Genomic DNA, 23,909 nt, shown 5'->3' on the forward strand with positions numbered 1-23,909 from the left:
TGCGCCTGGGGCGGCTATTCCTTAGCGACCATTGATTGACCATTGATGTGTTTCGCTTAGATCAACCGACGACTCGATGTATGGGCCTAGCACCGCGTTCGGTTGGGAGCATTACTGGACGTGATTTATTGCAGGAATCTGTTTCGCCGCTTCCCGCTTTGAAAGTTAAAGGGCTTCGTTCAGATAAACTAGACACTGAATTCGATTTACTGCTCCCGCTGTAGTTGACTGGTTAGTCACAGGCTTAGTTTAATTTAGCTGTGTTCAGTATTTTTTGTGCTTGTCCCACTTTTTATCATATGTTTCATTCGCTTTTTTGAAGAGGGTTCGTATATCGGAGATAGATGGTTTTAATTCAGAGAGTGGTGTGTTGGTCTTATTTGTTTCTGAGGAGAATGGCTATGTAAACCGATTTTATCTCAGGTGCGTCGCAATCTGCGACTTCGCAGTTAGTTGGTAAGTTGATGCTTAATTGAAGATGTTGCTTGGCAGCGTTAGATAAGGCGGCTAGTTGATTTTTTGGCTTTGTAATAACACCTTTTATCTCATAGCAGTTTTATTGTTTGTGTAGCAGTCGCTGTATGTTTAATCGTCGTTCCTCTCTTTATATCTGCTGAGCCGTTTACTTTCGCGGGCCCGCTCACCTTGAATATTTGCGAGCAAGAGCTGCACTAAGACCAAGTCAGTTGCTTATTGGGCATCGCTAGCGCTGGTTTTTGCAAAATGCAAGTGCCACATGTTATTGCCGGTGATTTGGCGTGTCCTTCGGAGCACTCAACCACCTGTGCGAATGCTTACGACACCAGTAGCCAAGCGCTAGCATTGTGCCATCAACCTTGTTTGATTTTTACCTCAACGTGTATTGATGTCTTTATGCCATACACAATACTTTTTTTAGCTGTAGTACGTTGCATGTAATTACAGTGTACAAAGTTTTTGATCGAACGCTAGTTTGTAAGGCTTGTTGATGCGGGATAATCTAAAGTTATCCATGGTGATGACCGTTCATCGGGTTAAGAGGCGCGACTTGGGTATCATTTGAATGCGAGGGAAGTGATTTCTTGGGTTCTGGACCGTCCACCTCACTGCTTTCAGCCGCGATAATCTCAACCTGCTTTTTCATACTTTTTTATGTCGGTCGGCCATGTATCGCGCCTGTTCTCGCAGTAGCCGGCGACACTCTCTACGTACAATAATACGATACAGAGACAAAGTATGCCGGTGTCTTTTAGTGATGCGGCCAATGGGTATGTGGCCGGTGCTTAGTTGGGCGCCCGCATCGCGATTTGAGGCCAGTAAGCTGGCGATTCCCTGCGGTTTGTTCTCGCGCTGATCGGAATGCTGCGCAATATTGGGCGAGGAGGGGCACGCTGGGATGGCACAGATCGCGGGATCTAGACAGGGATTGCCGCGTGGGGGCCACCCGTGCCTTGAGCGCACTAGGAATTCCGCTGGTGTCATTTGCTTGAGGCTTGCAGTATGTTGGAGTTCACTATTGCCAGCACGGTTGCCACGGCCACTGCAAAGGCGTTGGCCGCAATGTTGTGAGCGGTCGGGTGAAGCACTGAGCTCCACTCAAGGCGGGTGTCGCAAGATGACTGATCAGCCCTTAAAGTTCGGGACCTACCAGTGGTTTGAAGAAACCTCAGAGGAGCTGCCACTCGATCCGAGTGAGATCGAGGTGCGCCTGGCCATCGCCGAGTTCGTGATTCGCCGCGTTGCCGGCACCCCCGCCGGAGAAGACATTTTCAATGGTTTGATCAAACTCTTCGAAAACCGTTACCCCCACCACAAACTGCTCTCGCATTATTTGATCCGTCCAGGATGTTTGGTGCCGGAAGCCGAGGACGTTGCAGCCGAGGCAGAGGAGGTCAGCCTGGGGTTCGGCGCACTGGATAAAAAACTCCGGGATAACCTCGTCCATCCAGAGGAAAGCTTAGAGCCGTCTGACCCGCTCGCGGGAGCAAACTTGGTTTTGACTGCTGGCGGGCGGCATCGTCGGAAGAAGTGATTCCCCGGTCATCGCAGGTGACGCAATGATTAGACAGACGATGCTTCAACCCACGAGAGTCGTTGCGCTCGTCACCTTTGTTTCCTGTGCGGCGTTGGCTAGACAGTGTGGCGGCTGTCCAACGGTTTCACTCCGGCGTCATCATCAGCGCGAGGGTCATCTTGATGAATTCTTCGTTGCGGTCGATCGCCATCAGCGCACTGCGAACGTTATCCGCTACTTCAGCCGCGCCGCGTTGCTCTACCCAGTTTGACAGTTCCATGATGGCGGCTTCCAGCGCGAGCTGGTTTTCGTTGATCTTGAACAGCAGAGACGGCAGCAGGTCTGAGTGGGGCATCGTAGTTCCTCCGTGGAGAGGAAAGCATAGCAGTGGGGAATAGCACAGCGCATTAGTTCACCGCTCGTGCGATTTATGGCGAAAGGCTGCAATTGAGACAGGATCGGCGGGTCATCACCGCCTGATCAAGGTGTCAAAGCCAGTGCGGTATCGAGCGCCATGAGTCGCGGCTGACGGTTTGAGTGGACCCTTTTTTCACCGAGGTCACTCCAGTGTTCATTCCTTTTCGTCGAGACTGCTAAATCGTTGTGGCCTTGGAATGGGAGCATTGCCGCGTAAGGCCGCTTTGATGAACTCGGCCGTCCGTTCAAGGGTTTCTTGATCGGCCGCGTACACCGCTCCTACCTGCCTATCCCTGGCTCTTCGTTTGACCTCGAGTATCTCCTCAACGCTGGAGCTCTTCGAACACTTGTTGTCATCGCTCATAAAGCTAACCTCGCTCAGAGGATGCTGGGGCGAGCTTACAAACTGATCCTATTGCACATTCTGCTGACGACCTAGGCAAGAAGAGGGTAGGTACCGGGTGCAAAGCTTTTTGGTACAACGGGCGATCTTGTCTCTCCGTTGCAGACAGAGGAGCTGCGTCCCAATCGTAGCGAATTATTTTTTGAAGCGAGTGCTTATGGGGAATAGCAACTTTGTATGAAGTGCAGATCGCGACGCAGAGGTGAGTGTGCCGCCACGGCGTGTGGGATCGTGGCGATAGTTTTGCGGACCACCACCCGCGGACTCATCAGCAGCGTTAGTGAAGTCTTCGGCCCGTTGGAAGGCGCTAGCGATGAGGTAGCGGTTCTTACGCTTCCGGAATACCGATAGAACCGAATAAAGTGGGCAGTACCTCAGCCGCGTTTCCGATCAGCATGAGCTCGTTCGGCCCACCGAGCGCCACATCCATCAGGTTCACATGAATCACGGTCGCCCCGGCGGCCAATGCGATTTCAGGAATGTCTGCCGCTGGCATAACGACGCCTGAGGTCCCAACCGAGACTAAGACGTCGCAGTCTTTGACCACACTCATTGCTGCTTTCCAGGCGCCGACCGGCAAATCCTCCTTGAACCACACTACGCCGGGTCGCAGCCTTCCATTGCATCGTTTACAGCGCGGTGGCTCAATCAGCTCTCCTACATTGGAGACGGCAGCTTGCTCTGGTGTCAGTTCTGCGCTTCGATGGCAGGCAAAGCACTTCGGCTGTGCCAGGCTTCCGTGCAAGTGCACTACATCTACTGAGCCGGCGCGTTCATGCAGGTCATCAATATTCTGAGTTACCACCGCTACCCGGCGGCCGGTGCTAGCGAAACGAGACACCGCGAAATGAGCAGCATTTGGATTGGCCTGGCTTACTTGATGCCGTCGCCATAGATACCAGCCCCACACCAAAGCCGGATTCTCACGGAACGCTTCAGCGGTTTCTAAGCGCTGAGGATCATATTTTTCCCAGAGTCCTGTGAGCTTGTCACGGAACGTGGGTATCCCGCTCTCAGCGGAAATGCCCGCGCCGGTAAAAAACACCACCTTTGTAGCGGCTCGCAAAGCTTCGGAGGCTTTATGTTTATCGCTCATTCGGAAATTCCTGAGTGTGGCCTGCACTGCTTAAGCTTGGGTAGGAGAGTTAAAGCTACTTTGGCTATTGCTCTTTCGGGTTATAGCCCGGCTCAATTTACCTATCTAATATTATGCGTCCAAGACAGGTTGAATAGAGTCTCGTACTGACGAGGATGGCTGAGGGCACCATTCTATAATCGCTCTATAATCGCTCTATAATCGCTCTATAATCGCTCTATAATCGCTCTATAATCGACTATAAAAGCCGTGGTTAGAGCTTTGGTGGCTTTCGCTCTTTCGGGCTTGAACCCGGCTTGACATCATATCTTCAGTTGATGTGCCCTGGCGGGTTATTCTCAATTGGCCTTCCTTGACTGCTTCAAGGACGCGCATCACGGTGCTTTGTTTTACATCGGCGATGCCAAGCTGGCCGCTATCCCAGGCTTCAGCGAGTACGACTATTCGATTTAGGGCAGCGCGAGTGGCCGACGAGTTCTTCTATCAGGCACATAGTGTCGCCGGCATCCAGCTCTTGCAGTGCCTCATGGGGAATTCGGATTGCGCCGTCACCTTCTGAATTTATGGGTATTGAAGGTAAAGCAACAGCGGTAGAAACTTCGTAGCGGGACTACACCTGTGAAATAAGGCGGCGAAGCTGATCGCTTGTCTTGAACTGACGACTTCAACGCGTGGAGGCTTAAATGACGATGCCATTCGAACGGAGCAGGTCCGTCGCACAAACTCATGATTTCCTGACGGAGCTTGCTCGCGACACAGAAGTGCCCGAACGTGTTAGAAAAAACGCTCATTTTCTTTTACGCCACTTCCCCACTAAGCACGATGTGCTGCAGGCTGGCCGAATTGAAGAGCAAGCAAAAAAAATAGGGATAGGTACATTTGGCCCCGTTTTTTGCTCCTCAACTGAAGACTGGTAGGGGCCCATCACGGCAGGCAGCGTCTGCCCACGGCCTTTGGTGAATTACTGCGCATCGAACTGAGCGCGGTGGGCGATTTCGTAGCGCGATACAGGCCATGTTATTGCACCCGTACAACATCAACAATAATCGCGCTGGCGGGGCGAAATCAAAGGTTTGAGAAAGCAAGACGGGCTGATCGACGTGCAGTCTTGTTTGGGCGTACGCTGGCCGATGCGTAGGGCCCAGCCGAGTTGCCCGCTATGACAGGCGAAAGTCGGCCAACTGCTGCCCTTCGCGGCAGGCAGAAATCGGCCAAAACCAGCAGTTCAAGACTCCATCCAGAGGTCATTCAGCTTTGTGCTGAGCCCCGTGAGCGTTAAACCGCCCCAACAACGCTTACGGGTAGGCCGGGACTATCTTTGCCTGCTCGATCAGCCAATCGATGAGCAAAGCTATCTCAGGGATATCGCGACTCTCCTCGTTGCAGATGCAGAAATAATCCATCCCTGTCGGCACCTTCAGTGCAAAGGGTTGCACCAGGCGTCCCTCATCTAGGTCGCGTGACGAGTTGATCTCATCGCTGAGTGCAACACCATAGCCATCGCGAGCGGCCTGCAAGGCAATGCCGAGGTCTTCCAGATGGACATCGGCATCGCCCGGATAGGGCAGGCGAGCCTCAAGCAACCAGCGCCGCCATTGAGTGCCGTCATCTTCATGCAAAAGACGATGGTGAATCAGGTCTGAGGGTTGCTTAAGCGCGTGGGGACCGCGCAGCAATTGCGGGCAGCAAACCGGAAACATGTGCAGGTTCTGCAATGGTCGCCACCAGAAACCATCCCAGATCGGGGCGTCATAGAGCACAGCAACATCAGCCCTGCGCCAGTCCACCTCGCTGATGTCGTCGGCAGTAATGACGCGCAGATGAATATGCGGATGCTCTGCACGAAAGGTGAACAACTTCGGCATCAGCCAGGCCGCGCCAAAAACCGGCTCTGTCGAAATGGTCAAGACTTTCGCCGTCGGCTCTTGGAAATCCGCCTCGCAGATCTGTCGCACCCCTTCAGTGATTTCGCCGATGCCTCGCGCTACCGAACGTTGTAGTGCCAAACCACGCTCCGTCAGCACTAGGTGGCGCCCCTGCTTATAGAACAGTTTGATGCCAAGTGAACCTTGCAAGGCTCTGATTTGCTGGCTGACGGCGCCCGCAGTCACATGCAGTTCAGCGGCTGCAGCGCCGACATGGCCCAGCCTTGCAACACATTCAAATACTCGAAACGCATGGAGCGGAGGCAAGGGCATACGGGTCTACCATTTAGTTTTTCTGCCTTTTTTGTTGGCAATTTATATAGGTTGATTACGCCTTCAGCAACCGCAAAGATTCAGCGGAGGGAGGCTAAAGACAACAATTCAATAGGTGGCCCTACGAAGCGCAGGCAATAACGGCGTGGCAAATAAGCGATGAGGGGTGGGCTCGGTGCACCTCTACCTGTTTCGCTCGTGTGCCTTGGTAAATGAGATATCTGGCTGGATAACCTGGGGGACTCGTTACATGGATCAAGAACAAGACATTCAGTTGGCAACAGAGCCGTTGACAGCGGATCAAGCCGCAATGGAGGGGCCTACGAACCCGGGAAGGCGCAGTTTTAATACAGGCGTGTTGGTGGCTATTACTGCAACGGCCATCGGTACGTCAGGTCTTGGACGCTTGGCTCGAGCGGCGGAGTCCAACCCTGCCTCGGATGGCTTTCGGGTGCCCGCAGAGTGGGAGCCTCACCAGAGCGTGTTGATGGCGTACCCCTATGACAAAAGCTACAAGGATCAGCTCAAACCCATGCAAGATTCTGTCATCAATGTAGCGAATGCCATTGCGCAGTTCGAGCCGGTCTTGATGATGGCGATGACCGGCTATACCGAGGTTGTACGCAAGCGATGCGACCCTAACGTTACTGTCATCGAGAATCCATACAACGATTGCTGGACGCGTGATACCGCGCCAGTCATCGCGCTGAGCCCATCAGGACACGACATGCTGGGACGAGATTTCATTTTCAACGGCTGGGGTAACAGATGGTCGGCCACCCTGGATGATCAATTGCCCACTGGCGTGTGCGCCACGCTGAACGTGCCTAAATCACCAGTGAATATGGTCTTTGAAGGTGGCGCGGTGATTACCGATGGACAGGGGCACGCTCATTACCACCGAACAGTGTTTGCTCAATCCCAATCGTAATCCGAGCATGACCAAGGCTCAGATCGAGACCGTGCTGCTGCGTGCCTATAACGCGACCAAAATGATCTGGCTGCCGTATGGGGTGTACGGCGACGACGGCGCTGCCGCTACCGATGGGCATGTCGACCTTGTTACTACCTACATCGAGCCAGCCCATCTGTTATTGAATTACCCGTCGGACCCAAGCAACCCCAACGTGCCAAGGATGGCGGCAAACCTGGCAGTGCTGCAACAAAGCACCGATGCAAAGGGGCGCCCCTTCAAGATTACCAAGATGCCCGTTCAGCCAACATTCAAGGTGTCAGGCCTGACGGTGGAGAACTTCAGCTACATCAACTTCTACAAATCCAACGTCGGCATCGTGGTTCCTACTTCAGGCACTCCTGCAGATGAGACTGCCTTGAATCTCTTCCGGAAAATTTTTCCGGGACGGCCAGTCGTGGGTGTCGATGGCACCATCCTTGCCAACAACGGAGGTGGTGTGCATTGCATCACCCAACACATTCCAAGTGTCGGTTAGCTCTGAAAAGAATTGCCGCCTATGAGACGCAAGCAATAGCCAGACGGCTTTCCCTCGCAGGGTTGGGCCAGTTCGGCTGATCCAGCCTGCGTGGGGAATCACCGCCTAATCCAAAAGATGACGTGCCCGCGTTTGTGCCTGCCGCTGCCTGGTGCATCCCGTCACCGCCTGCAAGAAGCGCAGGAGACATTTGCGAGAACCCCTATCGTTTATTTTTTTTGCTTGATTTAATTGCAATTCATATAGATTGATTGTGATTAAAGCCGCCGCAACAATTCATCCGAAGCTAGGCCAAAGACAATAATTCAAAAGGTGGTCCTATGAAGTACAAGCAGCAACAGCCGTGGCAAAAAATCGATATGGGAGCGGACACGGTGTCCTGGAGCACCGCCCGCGTTGGAGTCGGTAGCCTGCGTGCCATCCTGCTGAAAGCTCTGACGATGCTTGCAGGCCCGGCGCTGGCAGCCAAACGATTGGGCACCATTTCCCAAAGCTGTGAGAAATTGATCAAGCATCAACTCCCCCGTTCGCTCCTCGCTACGATCTGCAGCCTGGGCCTGCTGAGCGCTAACGCTCATGCGGAAGAGCGCACGCTGCGTGTCTACAACTGGTTCGACTACGTCGCGCCGCCGACCTTGGACAACTTCAAGAAGGAGAATGGCGCAAAGCTGGTCTACGACATCTTCGACAGCAACGAAACCCTGGAGGCCAAACTGCTCACCGGCAATTCCGGTTATGACGTGGTGGTGCCATCCGACAGTTTTCTCGCCAAGCAAATTCAGGCCAACGCGTTCCAGCCACTTGACCGCAGCAAGCTACCCAACTGGAAGCATCTGGACCCGCAACTGATGAAGCTGATCGAAGCCAACGATCCGGGTAACCGTTTCGCCGTGCCTTATTTGTACGGAACCGTACTGATCGGTTTTAACCCGGCCAAGGTCAAGGCTGCGCTCGGCGAAAACGCGCCGGTGGACAGCTGGGATCTGATCTTCAAGGAAGAGAACATTGCCAAGCTCAAGCAGTGCGGCGTGGCCCTGCTCGATTCGCCGACGGATATGATCCCCATCGCCCTCCATTACCTGGGCCTGCCGCCCAACAGCACTGAGGCCAAAGACTACGCGAAGGCCGAAGAACTGCTGAAAAAGATCCGCCCCAACGTCGCCTACTTTCACTCTTCAAAATACATGACCGATATCGCCAATGGTGACATCTGCGTGGCCGTGGGTTACTCCGGCAGTTTCTCCCAGGCGGCCAATCGCGCCAAGGAGGCCGGTAACGGCGTGGTGGTGGACATGCACTTGCCCAAGGAAGGCGCACCGGTCTGGTTCGACGTGCTGGCCATCCCTAAGGATGCGAAGAACCCGGAAGATGCCCATGCCTTTATCAACTACCTGCTGCAACCGCAGGTGATTGCCCCGATCAGCGACTTCGTCGGTTATCCCAACCCGAACAAGGACGCCACTGCTCTGGTCAACCCGGAAATCCGCAACAACCCCAATCTCTATCCCTCCGCCGACGTCCAGGAGTCCCTCTTCGCGCTGGTGCCACTGCCGTCTAGTGCAGAACGCGCTCGCACCCGTGCATGGACCAAGCTCAAGTCGGGAACCTAAAAGCTAAAAGTAAGTTGCGTTGCGTCAGTGAGGCCCAACGGAGCCAGGTTCATGGCCGATGCGGTTTCACTAGCACGCTGCGCCAATCAAGTCACCTTGCAGACCCAGTAGCCAGTGGTAACAGCATGATTGAAGTAACCGAAGTTTCCATTGCCGAGTTGCGCGCAGCCCTCGAAGCTGGTCAGACCACCTCGGTTGAACTGGTCCAGGCTTATCTCGCGCGGATCGACGCCTATGACGGCCCCGAGACGCCCACCGCCCTCAACGCGGTGGTGGTGCGCAACCCGAATGCGCTTGAAGAAGCGCAGGCCTGCGACGCCCGTCGTGCCCTTGGCGAGACCCTCGGTCCGCTCGATGGTATTCCCTATACAGCCAAGGACAGCTATCTGGTTAAAGGTCTGACCGCGGCGTCCGGCAGCCCGGCCTTCAAGGACCTGGTTGCCTATCGCGATGCATTCACCATAGAGCGCTTGCGCGGCGCCGGTGCGATCTGCCTGGGCAAGACCAATATGCCGCCCATGGCCAATGGCGGCATGCAGCGCGGCGTGTATGGCCGTGCCGAGAGCCCGTACAACGCGGACTATCTCACTGCACCCTTCGCCTCGGGTTCCTCCAACGGCGCAGGTACGGCCACCGCTGCCAGTTTCGCCGCCTTCGGCCTTGCTGAAGAAACCTGGTCGAGCGGCCGCGGGCCGGCCTCAAACAATGGTCTGTGCGCCTATACACCGTCGCGCGGGGTGATCTCGGTGCGCGGCAACTGGCCACTGACGCCCACCATGGATGTGGTCGTGCCTTATGCCAGGACCATGGCCGACCTGCTCGAAGTGCTCGACGTGGTGGTGGCCGAAGACGCCGACAAACGTGGCGACCTATGGCGCTTGCAACCTTGGGTGGCGATCCCCAGCGTCGCCTCGGTGCGTCCTGCCTCCTACTTGGAACTGGCTGCTAGGCCCGCCGCACTCGCCGGCAAGCGCTTGGGCGTACCGCGCATGTACATCAACTCCGACCCCGACGTGGGCACCAGCGAAGCGCCGGGTATCGGGTGGGCGACAGGCCAGCGGATCAACACCCGTGCCTCGGTGATCGCCCTCTGGGAAAACGCACGAAAGACTCTGGAAGCGGCCGGTGCAGAAGTGGTTGAGACAGACTTCCCGCTGGTCTCCAATTGCGAGGGTGATCGACCTGGAGCGCCGACGGTGTTAACCCGCGGCCTGGTGTCCAGAGAGTTCCTCCATCACGAACTGTGGGACCTGACCGTCTGGGCGTTCGATGACTTCCTGCAAGCCAACGACGATCCCAAACTAAACCGTCTGGCTGACGTCGACGGCCCGCAGATTTTTCCGCACGCCCCAGGCGCTCTGCCTGACCGTGAAGATGGCGCGGCCATTGGCATGGAAGAATACGTGCGCATGGCCGAGCGTGGCATCACCCCGTGGGATCAGATCACCACACTACCCGATGGCCTGCGCGGGCTGGAGCAGACCCGGCGTATCGATCTTGAGGAGTGGATGGATCGGCTGGAGCTCGACGCTGTGATCTTCCCGGCAGTCGCCGACGTGGGCCCGGCGAATGCCGATGTCGATCCGCAATCGGCGGATATCGCCTGGAGCAACGGCATATGGGTCGCCAACGGCAACTTGGCCATCCGTCACCTCGGCGTGCCAACGGTCACCGTGCCGATGGGTGTGATGCCGGACATCGGCATGCCCGTCGGCCTGACGTTTGCTGGGCGCGCCTACGACGACTCAGCGCTGCTGCGCCTGGCGTCGGCGTTTGAGGCCACCGGATCAAAGCGCTTGATCCCGGTGCGAACCCCACCCTTGCCAGGCAGCTGAAAACCGCAATGGGGCTGGCGCGACAAACGCCAATCCAGCCCGGTCACGGCAAGCTCGAGCAACAAAAACTAACCTCTACCCCAGCGAGCACTGCGTGAGCGTATGCATGTCTGGGTCAGCTTCAGTAACCCGCATTGAGAATCCCATGCTAAATGACAATTCGATAATCGATCAGGCGATGACACGTGACAGCCTGTATGGCACCGAGGGTGAACCGACCTACGGTGGTATCACCAGCTTTATGCGGCGTCGCTACACCCGCGATTTGCGTGGCGTTGATATCGCCATTAGCGGCATCCCGTTCGATACCGCGACCAGCAATCGACCGGGCAGCCGCTTCGGACCACGGGCCATCCGCGAGGCATCGGTGCAGTCAGCCTGGGCACGTCACTGGCCTTGGGAATTTGACCCATTCGATCTGCTGGCTTGTGTCGATTATGGCGATTGCTACTTCGATTACGGCACCCCGGAGCAGACCCCTGCAGCGATCAGGGCCCATGCCGAGCGGATTCTGGCGGCGGGTACTGCGATGCTGACCCTGGGCGGCGATCACTTCATCAGCTATCCGCTGCTGCAAGCCCACGCGGCCAAGTATGGTCCGCTGTCGTTGATCCATTTCGATGCGCACCATGACCTGGAGTCCGACGGCGAGGACAAGCGTATCGACCACGGCTCGATGTTTTATCACGCCGTCCGCGAAGGGCTGATTGATCCTGCACGGTCCATCCAGATTGGCCAGCGCACGACCAATGACGACGTCATGGGCTTTCAGGTGTTGAATGCCAGTGAAGTACATGATCGCTCTACCAAGGAACTGGCAGAAATTATCCGGGCGCGCGTTGGCGACCATCCGGTCTATCTCACCTTCGATATCGACTGCCTCGACCCGGCATTTGCCCCTGGCACGGGGACGCCGGTCTGCGGTGGACTATCGAGCCATCAGGCCTTGGCCATTCTGCGAGGTCTGCGCGGTATCAACCTGATTGGCATGGACGTGGTGGAGGTAGCACCGCCATATGACCACGCCGAGATTACTGCGCTTGCCGGGGCCGCGTTGGCGATGGAAATGATCTGCCTATATGCCGCGCGGCATAAGCTGTAAACCAGTGGTCTGGACAGCTACAGACATTTTCGACCAGTTGCTGTCATGACAGCAACTGGTCGGTTTCTGCCTGCCCCCACCGGCCGCTTAGGGTCGAACTGCGACCCCCGCTCGTTCTGACTGATCCACCCTTATCCTCCATCAACATGGAGGACACGCCATGAATACCGCTACTAGATCCCGCCATCAGCCTTGGAACAAGGGAAAGCTTGTCGGGCAGAAAGCCCCGCTCCGGCACTGCGGTTGGAGATTTATTGCATCAGAAGCAATTGAGGCTTGACAGTGCAATAGACACCTTGGGTGTCTCCCGAGAGCATATTTTGGAGAACAATAATATTTGGCCCTTGTTAGCTGTCGCTTTGGGCAGTAAACGACCCACAAGGGATGTCTTAAAAAAAGGAGGAGGCGGACTGTTTGCGATATATCAGGTTCAACGTCTACAACATCAAAGAGCTTCGGCTCCTTGATGTCTTGTGCACTGTAAATCCGAACTATCTGGCGCACTGGTAGTGTTTAGTTTGTTGTGACGGTTTTTGAGTAACGTTCGACAAGGCGGAATTTCTGTACTTTACCGGTTGGTGTGCGTGGCAATGGGTCGTTTTGTTGCAGGACTGTCTTGGGCGTCTTGAAGCCGGCCAGGCGGGCATGGCAGAACTTGATCAAGGCCTCGTCGTCGAGGGGCTCATCTTTTGGCACCACTACCGCCGTCACCGTTTCACCCCACAACGGGTCGGGCAAGCCGATCACTGCGCAGTCAGCGACACCTGCGAAGGTTAGGATCAGGTCTTCGATCTCTGCGGCGTGAACGTTTTGACCTCCCGTCACAATGACTTCCTTTAGCCGGCCGCTGACGAACAGGTATCCCTCGTCATCGAGATAGCCGATATCGCCGGTATGGACCCAACCATCCTGAAAAGTTTCCGCTGTTTTCGCCGGACTGTCGTAATAGGCGGTTACCGAATTAGGCGAACGACCGTAAATTTCCCCAGGCTGACCGGAAAGAAGGTCGCATCCTTGTGCGTCAACGATGCGTAATTCCGAAAACAATACCTGACGGCCGGCAGACGCCGGGTTGCGCTGGCGGTCTTCAGGGGTACTCAATGTCAGCGCGCCGGTCTCCTGCATGCCGTAATACTCGTACACGTTTGGGCAGAGTTTCAGCTGAACGCTTTCGCGAATCGATTCGGGCAATGATGAGCCGGCGAACACCAGCGCCCGCAGCGAGGTCAGGTGGCGGCTCGCCAGGCTGGGGCACGCCAGCAACATCGCCGCCATGGTTGGCACCACATTCACCACGGTGACGCCTTGCTCGTCGATGAGGCGCAGCACGGTTCGGCTTTCGAAATTGGCTAGCACATTACATAGACCAAGCTGTATCGAGATAATTGCCCAACCGAAACCGATCCGGCCAAACATCGGGAACACAGTCAGTGCAACGTCGCGACTGGTCAGGTCGAAACTGGTAAAAATGCTGTTACCGGCGGTGCAGTTGTAGTGATTGATAACATAGCATTTGGGTAGGCCGGTTGTGCCCGAGGTGAGATTGAAATAGAACGGCTCGTCTTCTTTGATATCGACCTTCGGCTCACTGATGGAGGAGCGCGCCAGCAATGCCTCATAGTCAGTGCCAAGGGCATTGCCATCGCCGAAGCTTACGTAATGTACGACTTGCGGCAGATCGACCAACAATGGCGCCAGTGTATCGCTGAAACGGCGTTCTGCTATCAACGCGACAGCGCCAACGGCACGCATAAGTTCAATTATTTCCAAGGGCGCTAGGCGGTAGTTGAGCGGCAAGCCAACCATCCCGTTTTTAGCTAGCGCGAAATAGATCTCCACCATCTCTGCGCGATTACTGCTCAGGAAGGCTACCCGGTCGCCTTTACGCAGGCCAATATCGCTGAGGCCGTTGGCGAGGCGATTGCAGCGCTGGTTGGTCTGATCGAAACTAAAGTTTCGCCCTGTTGAAGAGCAGATAAAGGACTTCCGTTCGGGAAATCGAATCGCAGCATTGCTAAGTATTTGACCAACCAGCATTTTGCCCATGGCTTGATTTGTCATTGAACTTCTCCCTGGATTTGCCGGTATCTTGCGCATTGGCCGGTCCGCGTGACATTGATTTTGTTATTGGCCGAAGTAAACAGCACGCTGAGTCAGGCAGAGGGCATGCTGCCATCATCTTATTTCCGGGATTGTTAGCCCATCCCCCCCGCGAGGAGGGGTTAAAGGGGGGCTAAGCCCATGCGTAACGGTCGCTAGATGGCACGTCCAACGACACGTCAGTTTGAAGGTGTCGTCGGACTCGGAAGCGGGTGAGTGGTTTTGCTTGATCGATTGAAGCCACAGCTGATTTCTGCCTGTCGTGCAGGGCAAGTGTTGACCCAGGCTGTGTAAAAGCTTCGGCGACAGCCGGACTGCATAAAAAGCGACCCAGGTTACTCGACCACGGTAGATTCAGAAGTCGTATTTGACGCCTAGCATGCCCTCGTAGCTGTGGCTGTCGCCATCGAACGATTTCGAATACCCCGCGGAGACAAATAGCGTGACTTTCTTGTCGGCCTGGTAATCAACGCCCAGGTTGGCTTCCCACCAACTCCCACCAATATCTCCCTCGAAAGGTACGAAGCCGTCGGCCGATGAGAATTCGGTCTTGGGCTGCCCCTTGAACTCATGCCAGACGCTGGGGCGCAGCCAGCCATTGGTGCGCAGAACCTCGCCCTTGTCGGTCTCGCGGAACCAGTCCTTGGCCAGGCGCACGCCAAGGCGACCGATTAGTGAGTCGACATCCCTGAAACGCACGTCGGCAGCGACGTCATCGCTGTCATCCAGATCGATATGCGAATAGATCACCTGGGCTTGTGGTTCGAGGTACAGGTTTTCGTTCTTGTGTTGCTCATCGCCCTCATCCACCAAGAACGGATAACCGGTTTCCAGGGAGGCGGAGTAACCCCAGCCTTTGGTGTCCAGCTCATCAATGTCACCCGGCTTGGCCTCGATGTCGAAACGGTGCAATTGCAGCACGCCGTCGACGTACCCGCCGTCGGGGCCGAAGTGCGTCCAGTAACCGCCCAGGCTGTAGGCGCGCAAGACGTCATTGCCGGCGCCAAAGCCGGTGTAGTGTTCGACGCCGCCGTCAATCTTGCCGACGGCCAAGGACAGGCCCGCCTGATCGTGGCTACCGTCGGTGTCCTCGCCGCGATACAGATCGAGACCGACCTGGAACGCCTGCATGTCATAGTCATAGGCCGGGGAATCGCCAAACGGGCCATCATGGCTGCTCTCGCGCTCGCCATTGCGGAAAATCATCCGCCCCCAACCCAGCGACGGGCCGTAGGTTTCTTCATGTTCCTTGGGCAACGGGTCGGTGGGCATGCGGCGCTCTTCGGCAACCCGCTCGTGCAGGGTGTCGATCATGCCACGGGTATAGACCAGCGCCATGGCGGGAATGGCGCCGTACAACGAGGTTTCCGCACGGAAGCTCGGCACCGGTGGCGCAGGCGCCGGCGTTGGCGGCTCGGGCGGAACAGGTGGTACGGGTCCATCATCCGGTGGTACGGGTGGTAAGGGTGGTAAGGGTGGTACGGGTGGTACGGGTGGTACGGGTGGCGTGGGCGGAACAGGCTCGGCAGTGGAACGCAGGTACCACGCTTCGCCATTGCTGGCATCCACGCTTGAACGTTGCAGCGTGTATTCGTAGGGACCGGCAATGGCGCGGCCACCCAGGCGGAAGGCGTTGGTCGCGGTGGTACCGCCGTTCAACGTATCCACCACCAGGATGCCGTTGCCGGTGGTCAACGCGCCTCGCCCCAACACCCCGCTGGCATCTCTGGCATTGCGGATGAGCAACGCCGTGTTGCCGGCGGCCAGCGGCGTCGCGGTGCCGCCATCGATCACCAGTTTGTCTGAAGGTGAGCCGTCTCCCTCCAGGAACGTATGGAGCGCAATGACGCCATCACCGCTGTAATTGTTGACGGTGAGGGTCTTGAATACCCCGCCCGTCGGGCCAGAGAAATCGATCAGGCTGGGGTCATTGACCAGGTTGGTCAGATTGGAATTGCCCGTTATGCGCCAGACGCTGTTGTTGCTCAGCGTCAGGTTGGAAACGCTTCCGGGCGCCGTGAAGGCCGAGCCCACCACAGTTGATCCAGAGAGGTTGATAGTGGCAAGGCCGGGCGTCACGGGTGGGGCAGGGGCGGTGATCGGCGCAGATTGCAACGGCGGCAAGTCTCCGGTGAGTTCATCCGGGAAATCCTCGGGGCCGGTCAGGGGTGGATGCGCAGTAGCCAGTAGGGGAAAGTCATTGAGTGTGCCCACGCGCAGCCACTCACTTGCACCCGTCGCGGTCGAGTCGGTCAGGGCCACGTTGGCATCGCCGGCGATACCGATGATCGGGCCGCTGCTGTTGTTCAAGGTGCTGCGAGTGAAGTCGGCCGTGGAGACCGCCGCGGGGATGCCCAAGGCATAGAGCGCCATTGAGTTGGCACCGCTGGCCACCACCGTCGAGTCGGTGCCATTGATGCGACCGCCGATGACCGCGACAGCACCATGGGCGGTCGCGCCGTTGGTCTGGATTGAACTCTGGTTGATCGTCACCGAGGTGGGATTATCGCGGGAAAACGCACCATGCGCACCCACGCCCTGGGTCAGTACCGTGGTGCGGTTGGCCACCACATCGGCTTGCCCACGACCGGTGGGCGTCGTGCCGTAATCCTCGAGCACGGCGCGAAGGCCTGCGGCACCGGTGCCCAGGGTTGTAATCGACGTGTCATTCAAGGTGACCGTGGCGACATCAACGGGCTGGTCATTGCGCGATTGCGCCTGTGCGCCGTGGGCATTCAGGCCACTGGTTTGCACGGTGGTGCGGTTGGCCGTGGTGTTGGCACTGAACTGAGTGCCGACCTGTTCCGCGATCGCAAATACCCCTATGCCCGATTCACCCGATGTGGTGATCCTGACGTCATTGAGGGTCGAGTTACCTCCATCGTCGGACCAGGCGCCCATGGCGGATAGCCCTGAAGTATTGACCACGGTACCGTTGGCAATCAGGGTGCCGCCGGGATTGCGTGCGCCAAGGCCATGGGCGTAGGACGACGGCCTGACCCGGTTGCCAGTGGTGGTGATCGTGCCACCGTTGAGCGTAATCGAGCCGTGCAAATCCGCGATCGCGCCCATGGCGTTATCGTCACCGCTGGTATTGATTGTCACGTTGTTCGCGGTCACCGAGCCAGGCGAGGCCGCCAGACCACTGGCGGCCAGTGCTGCGGAGTTCGGGCCGGTCGTGGTGATCGAGCTGTCGCTGATGGTGAGGTTTGCGCCATCGCGCGCCGTCACGCCGACGGCGACGGTGGGGGTCGTGGTGCTGACACTGCTGTTGGTCATCGTCAAGGTCGAGCCAACACCCTCTACCTGCACAGTGGGTGAAAAAGGTCCGGTGACGCCATTGAGCGCGACGCTGCTGTTGTTGACCTGCGCACTGCCTCCGGCCTTGATGGAAATCCCGAATGCGCGGCTGCCCGCCAACTGGATGGCTGTGTCCGCCACTTGCGCCTGGGAACCGGCGCCCTCAACGGAAAGACCAAAGCCACGCACGCCCGTTGTGGTGATCGTGCTGCCGGCTCCGCTCATCACGATCTTGCCACCGTTGACTGCCCGCACCCCGGCGTTTGGTGTGCTGTCTATGTTGGCGGCCCCAGAGTTGATGAACGAACTGCTGGTCAGGACCAGGGTAGCACCGGCGTCGGCCAGCGCTGCTGAGGCGTTGGTGCCGGAGGTGCTGGCCGCGATGCCTGTGGCAATGATCTGGCTGCCGGCTCCGGTCGCGTACAGGGCATGGCTGCCGGCAAGCGTGGTGGTGTTCTGCGCCCCGGCGGCGGTGATCTGTGCGCCGTTGGATAAATTGACCACGCCGCCGCTTTCGGCCAACACCCCGAACGCCCCGCGGGAACTGGTACTGGCCGAGCCACCGGAAAAGTTGAGCTGGCTACCCGTTCCGGTCGCCACCAGACCGTAGTTGCCCGTGCCATTGGCGCCGCCCGTCACCAGCACTGTGGTGCCGTTCAGCGTCAGCACGCCGCCATTGTCAGCGGTGGCGCCACGCATGTTCAGCGAGGTGCCTGAGGCGGGTGTCAGGTCGAGGGTGGCGCCGGTCGCGGAGGTATTGCTGCCTGCACCGGAAGCGCGTAATCCGGTTTGTCCGGTGGCGGCGGCGCCAATGGAGGTGGTACTGACGGTGCTTGAATTAAAACTGATGGCGGCGCCTTGCAGTGCCAGTGCGCCTGTGGTGGTGGCGGCCCCGAGATTGAGGGTAATGCCATCAGCGGTGATCTGCCCCAAGGTACCACTGGCGTTTAGACCGATGGCCCCAGCGGGAGTGACATTGACGATGGTGCCGGGTGGAACCGTGCAATCAGTGTTAGCGGCCACCGCGGGCGCAGGGCAGATACCCGCGGACCACGCGGGCGCGACCACACCACCCAGCAGTGCCACCGCGGCCGCGATCTTCAGCCGCAGGCGCCATTCAGGAGAGACACCGCATCCCGGGCTTTTCGCAAGGAAGGGATGGATAGCACTGCTAAATTCCGAGTCGCGTGGCAATCTGGGGAGCGGCGCCATTGCCAAGGGGAAACGGGTGAATGAATCGGACGTATTCCAGTGCTGAGTCATGGCAGTCAATTTCCTTCGCGAGTTCTCGAAAAAGAATGTCGTGCATCCCTCAAAAGTGTCCATTCCCTGGAATACGGCGGCAAGTAAGGTCGCGGGCAGGCAAGACGCTTGAGGAAACTTTGGGATGTTTCCATTGTTTGGTTTGTACGGCTGGATCCAAATCAAGCGTAGACGATATTTCTGATGCTATAAGCGTTATCTAACGTTGCCGTATCAGACATCTTGAAGGTCAGCTTATGGCCGATTTTGTTGAAAAAAGTAGCCGCCCTGCATAGCCTGCGGCAAAATCTCTGCATTGGCCAGCAGGGAAGCACGCAGCATGATGGGACAGTTATCGAGTGGACAGGAACGGCTGTTTTATTCGTTCAACCTTGAAGACCACATCCCCGCCAATCAACATCTGCGTAGCATTGATCGGTGTCTCGATCTGAGCGACTTGCGCCATTACCTCGCCGATTTTTACAGCCCAATTGGGCGTCCTTCAATTGACCCTGAGTTGATGATCCGCATGCTGATCGTGGGCTATTGCTACGGCATTCGCTCAGAGCGTCGGCTGTGCGAAGAAGCCCATTTGAACCTGGCGTATCGCTGGTTCTGCCGGTTAAGCCTCGAAGATGAAGTCCCCAATCACTCGACCTTTTCCAAAAATAGACACGGCGGTTTTCGGGACAGCGATCTGTTCGCTGGCTGTTCAATGAAGTGCTGCGTCGTTGCATGGAAGCCGGCCTGGTCAAGGGCGAAGGCTTTGCCGTGGACGCCAGCATCATCAAAGCGGATGCCAGCCGGCAGCGCGGTGTACCGGGTAACGAACAGGTCAACTGGAACGATCCGGCCCCGAGCACTCGCGCTGTACGTAAGTATCTTGAGGCGCTCGATGAAGAGGCTTTGGCCGAATCGCTGCCGAAGCGCCTAATCTTCAAGCCCGCTGGACCGCAGCTCCAGGTAGCCCAACGTTTTATGCCTAGCCCACGAATTATCTGACCCATACCGAGCACGACGTCATTGTGGATGTGAAACCCACACCTGCTCATCGCACGGCGGAGGTCGAGAGCACAAAGATCATGATCAATCGGGTCGAAGCTCAGTTCGACGTCAAGCCGGAACGCTTTATTGGCGATACAGCTTACGGCCGCGCCGATGCTGGCAGGGATGGTAGAGGAAAAGGACATCGAGCCGCATGCGGCGCTGTGGGACAAAACCGAGCGTAAAAACGACAGTTTTTCGAGCAGCGATTTCCATCGGAAAAAGAGGCCGAGGAATACCGCTGTCCAGCCGGCAACGTATTGTGCAGCCAATGACGAGCCTTCAAGTACGAACGTTCGCACGTCACCAAAGCCAACACCATCATCTTCCGATTCCGGCAGGCCGACTGCATTGCCTGTCCGATGAAAGCCAAGTGCTGCCCGAACACTGCGTTCCGCAAGATCGCCCGCAGCATCCATGAAGCCGCGCGCGATGTGGCTCGGCGAATCGCAACGACACCTGCGTACGTGCGCTCTCGCCACGGACGTAAGAAGGTCGAAATGTTGTTTGCCCACCTCAAGCGCATCCTGAAACTGGATCGCCTGAGACTACGTGGCATGGGTGGCGCGACTGATGAATTCACGCTGGCCGCAGCGGTACAGAACCTGCGACGGCTGGCTAAATTTACATCTCAAGGCCACCTGCCACGGGATAGGTGCGCCTGCACTCAGCAAAAAACCTCAAATTAACCCACTCACTGAGCAGCAACGGTCAACGAAGGGCCGAGATGCCACTCAATGTGGTGAGTCGGTTTTTAGGCGATGGTAGTGCCTGAGTTCAGGTCAGCTGAAAATCCGACTTTTTCAACAGAATCGGCCGATAGCTGCCCTTCTCGAAGAACTTCTATCGACCCAAGTGGACAATCGTCAAAGGATTATTTTGATCGCGACGATCATAAAAAGTTGTGTGTCGTCAAAATTACCGCCCACACCATGTGGGCGATACACTGATTGATCAGTTAGCCATTTCATTTTTTTTCATAAATTTTCGCATCTACTGCGGCACGGATCTGATCGATGCTGAAGCTGGCTGGTTTTTGGCTCGGTGGATAGTCGATGAAGGTCTGTAAGAACGCAGCCGATTTCATAACGGCAATTTCAGTCAGATAAACATTCTTGGTGGACCAGTCATAATATTGATCTGATACCACGTCTGCACGTTCAAAGGGGTCCATGCGCAAATTGAAGATTTTCGGCACCCTAAGGCACACGAAGGGTTCACTCCAGACTTTGAAACCACCCGGTTCACGCTGTTCGCAGAAGACCGCTTTCCAGTTGCCATAACGCATGGAAACCAGCACGCCGTCGTCGTTGAAGTAGTAGAACTCCTTGCGGTCGCCCTTGGGCTGCTGACCAGTCAGATACGGAAGTTGGTTATAGCCGTCCAGGTGCACCTTGAAATTGGTGTCGCCGGAAACCGGCGCCCAACCCTTGAGTAACTTGTCTTTCACACTGGTATCGCCGGCGGCAGCCATCAAGGTCGGAAACCAGTCAAGTCCCGAGAATATCTCGTTCGAGACCTCTCCCGGTTTGATCTTGCCCGGCCAGCGGATCATCGCCGGCACCCGGAATGCGCCTTCCCAGTTGGAGTTCTTCTCATTGCGGAAGGGCGTGGTTGCGGCGTCCGGCCAGCCGAACTGGTTCGGGCCATTGTCGGTGGTGTAGACGACGATGGTGTTGTCGGCGATATTCAGGTCGTCGAGGGTTTTCAGCAGCTTGCCGATGTCGCCATCGTGCTCGAGCATGCCATCGGCATATTCGTTGCCGGGCATGCCGCTTTGACCCTGCATCGAATCGCGCACGTGGGTATACGCGTGCATCCGGGTGGTATTCATCCAGACAAAGAAAGGTTTGTCGGCCTTGGCCTGCTTCTCGATGAAAGCCTGCGCAGCGGCGGTGGTTTCGTCGTCGATGGTTTCCATGCGCTTGGCGGTGAGAGAGCCGGTGTCTTCAATCTTGCCGTCGGCGAAGCTGTGGATCACCCCGCGAGGAGAGGCAGCCTTGACGAACTCGGCATCATCCTTAGGCCAATAGGGACGCTCCGGTTCTTCTTCTGCGTTGAGGTGGTAGAGGTTGCCAAAGAATTCGTCGAATCCGTGTGCAGTTGGCAGGTATTCGTCACGGTCACCGAGGTGATTCTTGCCGAACTGGCCGGTGGCATAACCTTGTGACTTCAGGGCCTGGGCGATGGTGATGTCGCGCTTTTGCAGGCCGACAGTCGAACCTGGCATACCTACTTTGGTGAGGCCGGTACGCAACGGCGTCTGTCCCGTAATGAATGAAGAGCGTCCTGCGGTGCAACTGTTCTCCGCATAGTAGTCGGTAAACATCATGCCTTCCTTGGCAATACGGTCGATGTTTGGCGTCTTGTAACCCACCACTCCCATGGAATAGGCGCTGATGTTGGTCTGGCCAACGTCGTCGCCGAAGATCACCAGAATGTTGGGTTTTTCCGCGGCTGCGACAGTTGCCGAAATAGCCATCACCGAGACGACCATCAGCGCATATCCCTTTAGCCACTTGCGTTTACGGGTCATATTTGCTGCTCCCTTAAACTTGATTTGAGGTTGACCACCAACCTTGTGAGGCTGCACTAACTCAAGGGCACTCGCGTCAATGCGACCAGACAAGTGAAAAACGAACACCGTTTTTACGGTACTCCAATTGAGTTTTTCGACTTCGATAACCGATGGCTGGTTTGCTTTACCCCCCATTGAGGGTAGCCACCGCAACCGTGGCGCTCAGTAAGCTGTTGCTTATGCGCGGTATACGGATTCCCTGCGAATGGAGTGGCAATGAAAAACGAAAAACCCCCAAAGGTGCACCCTGAGCGATCGGCAATCGGTATGCCTCGCGTGTTGCGCGCCCATCAACCCGACCGTGAGGCGCGTGCATTCCTGCGCTTGGCCAACCTCTCCATGTGCCTGCGCCGAGCAGAAGACTACTCGCTGCCCAAACTGCGCCTGGGCTGGCGATTGGCGGCGCTGGCTCTCGCGCGCAATCCTCCGGTGGGTTCTGTAACCGAGCAGATGATCGACGGACCGGGTGGCGAAATCGCCCTGCGCATCTTCAAACCTGACAATGCGCAGCAACTGCGGCCTGCGTTCATGTGGTTTTTCGGTGGCGGGTTCATCATCGGCGACCTGGATACTGCCGATGGCATCTGCCGCAGCATTGCGCTGGCCGCCAACTGTATTGTCGTTGCCGTTCGCTATCGCCTGGGGCCGGAACACGATCTGTCTGCGGGCCGCGCCGATGCCCTTGCGGCATTCGAATGGATGGCAAAGAGCGGCGCCCAATTGGGTATCGATACGACTCGCCTGGCGATGGGGGGCGATTCGGCGGGTGGCAATCTCTGTGCTGCCGTTGCCCAGGAAAGCCTGCGTCGCGGCGGCCCGTCACCGAGCCTGCAAGTGCTGGTTTATCCGGCCACCGAACTGGTGGAGAAATTCCCTTCCTACGCGGAGAACGCATTCGGGCGAGCGCTGTTGACCGATCACGCGGTGCAATGGATCGAGCAGACCCTGGCCCCTTCGCTCGACACCCTGGACCTGCTGGATCCTTGGTATTCCCCACGCCGCAGCCCGGACATGCGTGGCTTGGCGCCGGCAGTCGTCGTCAGTGCCGGTTTCGATCCGATCCGCGACGATGGCCTGGACTATGCCGCTCGCCTGCGTGCAGCCGACGTGCCGGTGGAACTGTTGCACTACAGGGGGCAGTTCCACGGATTCCTCAATTTTGATTCGGTCAACAGTGCCAGCCGCGACGCCTTGCAACGCATCGGCAATGCGCTGACAACCGTGTTCGCCCGGCATCCGGCTGCGGACAGGACGATCGAGATCGCCGACAGAGGGCCACGCAGACAGTCGCGCCTGCGCGCCACCGCCGACGAGTTCGCAACCTCCACCTTGACCACCTGGGTTATCACTGAGCGATGGGGTATCACCTTGCTGCGTCTGCTATCGCCAAAAGCGGCCGGTGCCTGCCGGCTGTTGATCAGGCCGTGGCTGATACCCACCGTAATTATCCGGCGCAAAGCCATATCCGGTCTGGACCGGCTGGCTGCGCGTCAAACCTGGCCGACAGAGAAAAACTTTACTGTAAAACCTTGATCGAGGA

Annotated in this window: 14 protein-coding genes and 2 pseudogenes; 10 read left to right on the plus strand and 6 right to left on the minus strand. The window is 57.1% G+C overall.

Going from position 1 to position 23,909, the window contains the following annotated elements:
- Positions 1–1,594 precede the first annotated feature (1,594 nt).
- Positions 1,595–2,011 carry a hypothetical protein gene (locus NPS56_RS00980; protein WP_274073052.1) on the plus strand — a complete coding sequence of 139 codons (417 nt, stop codon included), beginning with the start codon at positions 1,595–1,597 and terminating at the stop codon, positions 2,009–2,011.
- Positions 2,012–2,138: 127 nt separating this feature from the next.
- Here the strand turns inward: NPS56_RS00980 and NPS56_RS00985 are convergent, their stop codons facing one another.
- Complete coding sequence (locus NPS56_RS00985; RefSeq protein ID WP_274073053.1) at positions 2,139–2,348, minus strand: hypothetical protein; 210 nt, start codon at positions 2,346–2,348, stop codon at positions 2,139–2,141.
- Positions 2,349–3,141: 793 nt separating this feature from the next.
- On the minus strand, positions 3,142–3,909 hold the full coding sequence (locus NPS56_RS00990; protein WP_274073054.1) for an SIR2 family NAD-dependent protein deacylase: 768 nt from the start codon (positions 3,907–3,909) through the stop codon (positions 3,142–3,144).
- Positions 3,910–4,592: 683 nt separating this feature from the next.
- Between NPS56_RS00990 and NPS56_RS01000 the strand changes: the two genes are divergently transcribed.
- Positions 4,593–4,826 (plus strand): BPSL0761 family protein, encoded by a 234-nt coding sequence (locus NPS56_RS01000; protein ID WP_274073055.1) that lies wholly within the window; start codon positions 4,593–4,595, stop codon positions 4,824–4,826.
- A 378-nt stretch (positions 4,827–5,204) separates the two neighbouring features.
- Here NPS56_RS01000 and NPS56_RS01005 read toward each other — a convergent pair whose 3' ends face one another.
- Positions 5,205–6,107 carry a LysR substrate-binding domain-containing protein gene (locus tag NPS56_RS01005; protein WP_274073056.1) on the minus strand — a complete coding sequence of 301 codons (903 nt, stop codon included), beginning with the start codon at positions 6,105–6,107 and terminating at the stop codon, positions 5,205–5,207.
- A gap of 250 nt (positions 6,108–6,357) precedes the next feature.
- Here NPS56_RS01005 and NPS56_RS01010 point away from each other — a divergent pair, with 250 nt between their 5' ends.
- The 6 genes and pseudogenes from NPS56_RS01010 to NPS56_RS01035 form a co-directional block, all read left to right on the plus strand.
- Positions 6,358–7,038: an agmatine deiminase family protein gene (locus NPS56_RS01010; RefSeq protein WP_274073057.1), complete on the plus strand. Its 681-nt coding sequence runs from the start codon at positions 6,358–6,360 to the stop codon at positions 7,036–7,038.
- Positions 7,039–7,045: 7 nt separating this feature from the next.
- Positions 7,046–7,558 (plus strand): agmatine deiminase family protein, encoded by a 513-nt coding sequence (locus NPS56_RS01015; protein WP_274073058.1) that lies wholly within the window; start codon positions 7,046–7,048, stop codon positions 7,556–7,558.
- Positions 7,559–7,878: 320 nt separating this feature from the next.
- Entirely contained in the window at positions 7,879–9,168 is a 1,290-nt protein-coding gene (locus NPS56_RS01020; protein WP_274073059.1) for a polyamine ABC transporter substrate-binding protein, read from the plus strand.
- A 125-nt stretch (positions 9,169–9,293) separates the two neighbouring features.
- The gene (locus NPS56_RS01025) at positions 9,294–11,003 is read left to right on the plus strand and encodes an amidase (RefSeq protein WP_274073060.1); all 1,710 of its coding nucleotides are present in this window, start codon (positions 9,294–9,296) and stop codon (positions 11,001–11,003) included.
- Positions 11,004–11,148: 145 nt separating this feature from the next.
- Positions 11,149–12,105, plus strand: coding sequence for an agmatinase (gene speB, locus NPS56_RS01030; RefSeq protein WP_274073061.1), 957 nt, complete (start codon positions 11,149–11,151; stop codon positions 12,103–12,105).
- 160 nt (positions 12,106–12,265) lie between these two features.
- A pseudogene (locus NPS56_RS01035) lies at positions 12,266–12,340 on the plus strand (integrase); the annotation flags it as partial.
- 278 nt (positions 12,341–12,618) lie between these two features.
- Here the strand turns inward: NPS56_RS01035 and NPS56_RS01040 are convergent.
- Together NPS56_RS01040 and NPS56_RS01045 are read right to left on the minus strand one after the other, a co-directional pair.
- A complete protein-coding gene (locus NPS56_RS01040; protein ID WP_274073062.1) occupies positions 12,619–14,166 on the minus strand; it encodes a class I adenylate-forming enzyme family protein in 1,548 nt (515 codons plus the stop codon).
- 393 nt (positions 14,167–14,559) lie between these two features.
- A complete protein-coding gene (locus NPS56_RS01045; protein ID WP_274073063.1) occupies positions 14,560–18,528 on the minus strand; it encodes an autotransporter outer membrane beta-barrel domain-containing protein in 3,969 nt (1,322 codons plus the stop codon).
- 559 nt (positions 18,529–19,087) lie between these two features.
- Here NPS56_RS01045 and NPS56_RS01050 point away from each other — a divergent pair.
- Positions 19,088–20,480 (plus strand): annotated as a pseudogene (locus tag NPS56_RS01050) (transposase).
- A 278-nt stretch (positions 20,481–20,758) separates the two neighbouring features.
- On the opposite strand, the gene NPS56_RS01055 reads toward NPS56_RS01050, so the two are convergent.
- A complete protein-coding gene (locus NPS56_RS01055) occupies positions 20,759–22,327 on the minus strand; it encodes an arylsulfatase (protein WP_274073064.1) in 1,569 nt (522 codons plus the stop codon).
- Positions 22,328–22,585: 258 nt separating this feature from the next.
- Here NPS56_RS01055 and NPS56_RS01060 point away from each other — a divergent pair, with 258 nt between their 5' ends.
- Entirely contained in the window at positions 22,586–23,902 is a 1,317-nt protein-coding gene (locus NPS56_RS01060) for an alpha/beta hydrolase (RefSeq protein ID WP_274073065.1), read from the plus strand.
- Positions 23,903–23,909 lie beyond the last annotated feature (7 nt).

Origin of the sequence: Pseudomonas putida (assembly GCF_028682635.1) — a bacterium.
GTDB classification, from domain to species: Bacteria; Pseudomonadota; Gammaproteobacteria; order Pseudomonadales; family Pseudomonadaceae; genus Aquipseudomonas; species Aquipseudomonas putida_AE.

Excerpts from the sequence above, each read along its gene's own strand:
- NPS56_RS00980 (WP_274073052.1), top strand. The coding sequence starts at position 1,595 with ATGACTGATCAGCCCTTAAAGTTCGGGACCTACCAGTGGTTTGAAGAA.
- NPS56_RS00985 (WP_274073053.1), bottom strand. The coding sequence starts at position 2,348 with ATGCCCCACTCAGACCTGCTGCCGTCTCTGCTGTTCAAGATCAACGAA.
- NPS56_RS00990 (WP_274073054.1), bottom strand. The coding sequence starts at position 3,909 with ATGAGCGATAAACATAAAGCCTCCGAAGCTTTGCGAGCCGCTACAAAG.
- NPS56_RS01000 (WP_274073055.1), top strand. The coding sequence starts at position 4,593 with ATGACGATGCCATTCGAACGGAGCAGGTCCGTCGCACAAACTCATGAT.
- NPS56_RS01005 (WP_274073056.1), bottom strand. The coding sequence starts at position 6,107 with ATGCCCTTGCCTCCGCTCCATGCGTTTCGAGTATTTGAATGTGTTGCA.
- NPS56_RS01010 (WP_274073057.1), top strand. The coding sequence starts at position 6,358 with ATGGATCAAGAACAAGACATTCAGTTGGCAACAGAGCCGTTGACAGCG.
- NPS56_RS01015 (WP_274073058.1), top strand. The coding sequence starts at position 7,046 with ATGACCAAGGCTCAGATCGAGACCGTGCTGCTGCGTGCCTATAACGCG.
- NPS56_RS01020 (WP_274073059.1), top strand. The coding sequence starts at position 7,879 with ATGAAGTACAAGCAGCAACAGCCGTGGCAAAAAATCGATATGGGAGCG.
- NPS56_RS01025 (WP_274073060.1), top strand. The coding sequence starts at position 9,294 with ATGATTGAAGTAACCGAAGTTTCCATTGCCGAGTTGCGCGCAGCCCTC.
- speB (WP_274073061.1), top strand. The coding sequence starts at position 11,149 with ATGCTAAATGACAATTCGATAATCGATCAGGCGATGACACGTGACAGC.
- NPS56_RS01040 (WP_274073062.1), bottom strand. The coding sequence starts at position 14,166 with ATGACAAATCAAGCCATGGGCAAAATGCTGGTTGGTCAAATACTTAGC.
- NPS56_RS01055 (WP_274073064.1), bottom strand. The coding sequence starts at position 22,327 with ATGACCCGTAAACGCAAGTGGCTAAAGGGATATGCGCTGATGGTCGTC.
- NPS56_RS01060 (WP_274073065.1), top strand. The coding sequence starts at position 22,586 with ATGAAAAACGAAAAACCCCCAAAGGTGCACCCTGAGCGATCGGCAATC.